Source organism: Acidiferrobacteraceae bacterium (genome assembly GCA_037388825.1).
Taxonomy (GTDB): Bacteria; Pseudomonadota; Gammaproteobacteria; order Acidiferrobacterales; family JAJDNE01; genus JARRJV01.
On record JARRJV010000103.1, the window covers coordinates 1 to 4,900 of the forward strand.

At 62.2% G+C, this 4,900-nt stretch carries 8 protein-coding genes; all 8 read left to right on the forward strand.

The annotated features are described in order from the left end of the window. On the forward strand, positions 1–417 hold a 417-nt coding region (locus P8X48_12580), incomplete at its 5' end, for a hypothetical protein (GenBank protein ID MEJ2108140.1). Next, positions 414–701 carry a ferredoxin family protein gene (locus P8X48_12585; protein ID MEJ2108141.1) on the forward strand — a complete coding sequence of 96 codons (288 nt, stop codon included), beginning with the start codon at positions 414–416 and terminating at the stop codon, positions 699–701. The genes P8X48_12580 and P8X48_12585, both read left to right, overlap by 4 nt. Before the next feature lie 9 nt (positions 702–710). Beyond that, positions 711–1,037 (forward strand): (2Fe-2S) ferredoxin domain-containing protein, encoded by a 327-nt coding sequence (locus tag P8X48_12590; protein MEJ2108142.1) that lies wholly within the window; start codon positions 711–713, stop codon positions 1,035–1,037. Between the two features lie 10 nt (positions 1,038–1,047). Next, a complete protein-coding gene (locus P8X48_12595; protein ID MEJ2108143.1) occupies positions 1,048–1,536 on the forward strand; it encodes a hypothetical protein in 489 nt (162 codons plus the stop codon). Further along, positions 1,533–2,291: a molybdate ABC transporter substrate-binding protein gene (modA, locus tag P8X48_12600; GenBank protein ID MEJ2108144.1), complete on the forward strand. Its 759-nt coding sequence runs from the start codon at positions 1,533–1,535 to the stop codon at positions 2,289–2,291. Before P8X48_12595 ends, modA begins: the two co-directional genes overlap by 4 nt. Next, the gene (locus P8X48_12605) at positions 2,288–2,698 is read left to right on the forward strand and encodes a TOBE domain-containing protein (protein MEJ2108145.1); all 411 of its coding nucleotides are present in this window, start codon (positions 2,288–2,290) and stop codon (positions 2,696–2,698) included. Before modA ends, P8X48_12605 begins: the two co-directional genes overlap by 4 nt. Further along, positions 2,695–3,375 (forward strand): molybdate ABC transporter permease subunit, encoded by a 681-nt coding sequence (gene modB / locus P8X48_12610; GenBank protein MEJ2108146.1) that lies wholly within the window; start codon positions 2,695–2,697, stop codon positions 3,373–3,375. The genes P8X48_12605 and modB overlap by 4 nt, the downstream gene beginning before the upstream one ends. Then, positions 3,372–4,247: an ABC transporter ATP-binding protein gene (locus P8X48_12615; GenBank protein MEJ2108147.1), complete on the forward strand. Its 876-nt coding sequence runs from the start codon at positions 3,372–3,374 to the stop codon at positions 4,245–4,247. The genes modB and P8X48_12615 overlap by 4 nt, the downstream gene beginning before the upstream one ends. Positions 4,248–4,900: the final 653 nt, after the last annotated feature.

Here is a 4,900-nt window from a genome sequence, read left to right on the forward strand (position 1 = left end):
GGCGAAGGCTGGATGATGGTGGGCGACGCGGGCATGTTCGTTAACGGTGTCCACCGTGAGGGCTCGAACCTGGCCATGACCACCGGCCGGCTCGCAGCCGAGACCGTGATCGAGCTGGCAGCCGAGGGCAAACCCATGACCGCCGCCAACCTGGCGCGTTACCGCAGCAAGCTGGATGACAGCTTCGTGATGAAGGACCTGAAGAAGTACAAGCGCTTGCCCAACGTATTCGAGAACAACCACCAGTACTTCACCGACTATCCGGAACTCCTCAACCGGGCGGCACACACGATGTTTACCGTGGACAACGTCGACAAGAAAACCAAGGAAAAGGAGATCCGACGCAGCTTCGTCAACCGGCGTAAACGCTTCGGTCTCATGGGTGATGCATTCAAACTCTGGAGGGCATTCGAATGATCAAGGTCGAGGAAAAGCTGTTCCAGAACCGCTATCGCGTGGACGATGGCCGGCCCCACATTGCGATTGCCGATCCCGATGTCTGCCAGCTGCAGTGTGATTCGAAGCCCTGCACCTTCTGCTGTCCGGCCGCGTGCTACACCAGTGAGGGTGACGGGCGGGTGACGTTGATCACCGATGGCTGTCTTGAGTGCGGCACCTGCCGGGTGATCTGTACCGACCATCGTAACGTCGAGTGGGAGTACCCCCGCGGCGGCTACGGCATTCTGTTCAAATTCGGCTGAGGAGCAATCATGGCACGACCGCAAAAACATGTATTCGTCTGCGTACAGAACCGTCCGCCCGGGCACCCACGGGGCTGCTGCGCCGCCAACGGTTCCAATGAAATCCTGCAGGCCTTCTGGCAGGAACTGCAGAAACGCAATCTATTCGACGAGATCGCCGTCACCTACTCCGGTTGCCTTGGACCCTGCGACCAGGGCCCGAACGTACTGGTCTACCCGGAAGGGACGCTGTATCGCGGCGTGAGCAAGGAAGACGTCGCAACCATTTTTGACCAGCACCTCGTTGGCGGCGAACCGGTGGAAGACCTGCTGGCCCCGGCCGAAGTCTGGGGATAGGAAGTCGCCGGTGGCCGAGGCAGTCGCACGATTCGGCGGACCGGCACCGGAGGAGATCGACCGGCGGCTGCGCGATGCCGCCGTCGCCGACGCGGACCGCGCGGAGGCATTGCTGCTCGAGGCACGGGACCTGGATCCCGCTTGCCTCCCCGTATACTTCGCCCTGTACAAGCACTACTTCTACCGGTCCCGGCTGGCGGAGGCCGAACAAATCACTCTGACGGCACTGGAAGCGGCGGCACGCCAGGGCGGGTTCGCGCCCGACTGGCGCAACCTCGAGGTCGATACCGCACCGTGGTCGGGAGCAAGCGGCCCGATCCGGTTCTTTCTGTTTAGCCTGAAGGCCCTGGCCTTCATCCGCCTGCGTCGCGGTGCACCGGACGAGGCTGCCGCGATCCTCGCCAAGCTCGGTGAGATCGACCCGCTGGACCAGGTCGGCGCCACCGTCATCCGTGATATCGCCGCTGGCGTGTCCACAGGCCACGAGGTAGCGCCATGAAACGCCTGCTGTGCGCAACGCTTCTCCTGTCTGTGTCTGCCACCGGTGCAAACGCCAGCGCGAACGCGCTGACGGTGGCCGTGGCCGCCAACGTGCAGTTCGCGTTCGAGGAACTGCGCACGGAGTTCAAGAGCGAGAGTGGAATCGTGGTGCAGCCGGTCATCGGCTCCTCGGGCAAGCTCACGGCGCAGGCAAAGGCGGGTGCGCCCTATGATCTGTTTCTGTCGGCAAACATGGCCTATCCCCGCGCGCTTCACAAAGCGGGACTCGCGATCGCCGAACCCAAAATCTATGCCTACGGCACGCTGGTGTTGTGGACGCTTTCAAATGTGGACCTGGGCAAAGGACTGGCCGTGGTCACCGATCCCGAGGTGCACCAGGTCGCCATTGCCAATCCCGGGCTTGCGCCCTACGGCCAGGAAGCGCTGCGCGCGCTCTCCTTCTATCACCTGGACCGGGCAACCCAGCCGAAGCTGGTATACGGCGAGAGCATTTCGCAGGTGAACCAGTACATCCACTCGCGGGTGGTGGACGTTGGCCTGACTGCCAAGTCCGTGGTGCTATCGCCGAAGATGAAGGGACAAGGCCGATGGGTCGAGGTGCCATCCGGGTCGTACTCGCCCATCGCCCAGGGTGTTGTGATCCTGAAACACGGTTACGAGGCCCATCCGCGGCTCGCGCGGGAGTTCCTCCGCTTCCTGGCATCGGCCAAGGCTCGCGAGATCCTCAAGCGGTATGGGTACGGTCTGCCATGAATCGCCTGCAGGGAATCATCAAGACCGTAGAATCCGCCGTCGGCGTTTCGCTTGCGGACGTCGAGGTCGACGGCGACAGCCTGAGCGCATTGGTGATCGCGACCGACTCCCATGCCTCTTTTCTCGCGCCCGGCACCCCGGTACTGGTGTTGTTCCAGGAAACCGAGGTCTCGCTGGCGAAGAACCTTGCCGGTGCTATCAGCCTGCGCAATCGTCTGGCGGCGTGCGTGAAATCCCTGGATCGCGGCGACGTGCTGACACGCGTGGTGCTGGACTACCGCGGGCACGATGTCGTCGCCCTTATCACCACTCGCTCCGCGGAACGCCTGGCTCTTGCCCCCGGCGATGAGGTTGAAGGCCTGATCAAGGCGAACGAGGTCACCCTGGTGCCACAGGAGGCCACGTGAGCTACGACTGGCAACCCCTGGCCCTGACCTTCGAACTCGCCCTCACGACCACGATTATTCTGCTGTTGGTGGGCGTACCGCTGGCCGGGTGGATCGCCTTCACCCGCTCGCGCGCGAAACCGCTGGTCGAGACCCTGGTCAGCATGCCGCTGGTCTTGCCGCCCTCGGTCCTTGGCTTCTACCTGCTGCTCGCGTTCAGTCCGAACCACGCCGTGGGCGCGTTCCTGCGCACACATTTCGACATCCGCCTCGCGTTCAGCTTCACGGGCCTCGTACTGGGTTCGGTCCTGTTCAGCCTGCCGTTCATGGTGCAACCGGTACAAGCCGCGCTTCAAGGCCTGTCACCGTCTCTGGCCGAGGCGTCGTACACCCTGGGCAAATCACGGCTCCACACCGCGTTCAAGGTGCTACTGCCCAACATCCGCCCCGCTCTGCTCGGCGGTATTGTGCTGAGCTTCGCCCACACCGTCGGCGAGTTCGGGGTGGTGCTCATGATCGGCGGCAACATTCCGGGCGTAACCCGGGTTGCTTCCATCGCTATTTACGACGAGGTGGAGCGTCTGAACTACGGCGCGGCAAATTTCTACGCCGCGGTACTGTTCGCCATCTGCTTCGCCATCCTGCTGGCGGTGTACGGGATCAACAAGCGGCCGCGAATTCTGCGGGGAACGATATGATCGAGATCGACGTAGGTAAAAGGCTGCTGTCGGCCGAGGGCGAGCTGTCGCTGCAAGCGCGTTTACGCGTCGAGCGCGGCGAGTTCGCCACCCTGTTTGGCAAGTCCGGGGCCGGCAAGACCACCCTGCTGCGCATGCTGGCCGGTTTGACGTCGCCCGACGAAGGACAGATCCGCGTCGCCGGCAAGGTGTGGTTCGACAGCGAGCGCCGGATCAACCTGCCCCCGCAACAGCGCCGCATCGGCTTCGTGTTCCAGGACCAGGCCCTGTTCCCGCATCTGACAGTGCTGGAAAATCTCGCCTATGCGCTGCCCAGGAAGGGCGACACGGCGTTTCTGGATAAGCTGCTGGACCTGACGCGCCTGTTTACCCTGCGCCACCGGCTGCCCGACACCCTGTCCGGCGGACAACGTCAGCGGGTCGCCCTGGCGCGCGCCCTCGCCCGCCGCCCCGAGGTACTGCTGCTGGACGAACCACTCTCGGCCCTTGATGCGGACATGCGTGCCCACCTGCAGGACGAGATTCAACGCCTGCACCGCGCCCTCGGCGTAACCACGGTGATGGTGTCGCACGATCTGTCGGAGGTGTACAAGCTGTCGGCGAAGGTATTCGTGCTCGAGGACGGGGCCATCGTCCGCGAGGGAGCACCGGCCGAGGTGTTCGCCGACCAGCGCAGCCGGGGCAAGTTTCAACTACCGGCGGAGGTTCTGGAGGTGCACAGTGACGGCGTGATGCACGCGGTAACGGTACTGGTGGGAAACCAGGTGCTCAACATCGTCGTCGGTGACGACGCGCGGGAATTGCATATCGGCGATCGGGTCCTGTTGCTGCCCAAGACCTTCAATCCGATGTTGTTACGCACCGGGACCTGAACCGAAACCGTCCCCGGACTGCAGAGGCGCGGCCGTGCGTCGGGCCCCCTGTTTGCGGGGTCCCCGTGGCCATGTCCAGGCGAGCGCCTTAACAATAGATTGACAAAGAGTAGCCCGAGGAATGATATTCTGTCTAGCGACACCCCATAGCCAACAAGAATAAACCATGGAACGGAAAACAAATCGGGTAATTCGCAATTCGCTAGCACTGGCTGTAGGGAGGCAGTATGGCAGTAAAAAGACTGATCTGTCCCGATTGTGGACGCAAGGCGTATGTGAAAGATGTAGACAGGGGTAGCACCTCGCTTGAGATTGTTCTCTGGTTATTTTTCCTTCTCCCCGGACTCGCCTATTCTGTTTGGCGCCACGGCGCAAAGCATTCGAAATGCCCGGACTGCGGAGCCACAGAAATGGTTCCGATAGACTCTTTTCGTGGCAAGCAGATTATTGAGGAATTGGGCTGATCTGCGAAATCGCGTGCGACGGCGTGGACGATCGGAGTCCCGGCACTGCCCGTTCATATACCGATAGATTCCCACCAAGAAAATGCCCTGTCTCGAAAGACAGGGCTCAATCACTCACTTCCACTCACGACTCGCCAGAAATTCGACTAGTGCCAGAGGTGGTTTCCATGGTCCGGCGGGTTAACGGGG

What these genes read in the sequence shown, in the direction of transcription:
- P8X48_12585 (MEJ2108141.1), top strand. Translation starts at nt 414, where the DNA reads ATGATCAAGGTCGAGGAAAAGCTGTTCCAGAACCGCTATCGCGTGGAC.
- P8X48_12590 (MEJ2108142.1), top strand. Translation starts at nt 711, where the DNA reads ATGGCACGACCGCAAAAACATGTATTCGTCTGCGTACAGAACCGTCCG.
- modA (MEJ2108144.1), top strand. Translation starts at nt 1,533, where the DNA reads ATGAAACGCCTGCTGTGCGCAACGCTTCTCCTGTCTGTGTCTGCCACC.
- P8X48_12605 (MEJ2108145.1), top strand. Translation starts at nt 2,288, where the DNA reads ATGAATCGCCTGCAGGGAATCATCAAGACCGTAGAATCCGCCGTCGGC.
- P8X48_12615 (MEJ2108147.1), top strand. Translation starts at nt 3,372, where the DNA reads ATGATCGAGATCGACGTAGGTAAAAGGCTGCTGTCGGCCGAGGGCGAG.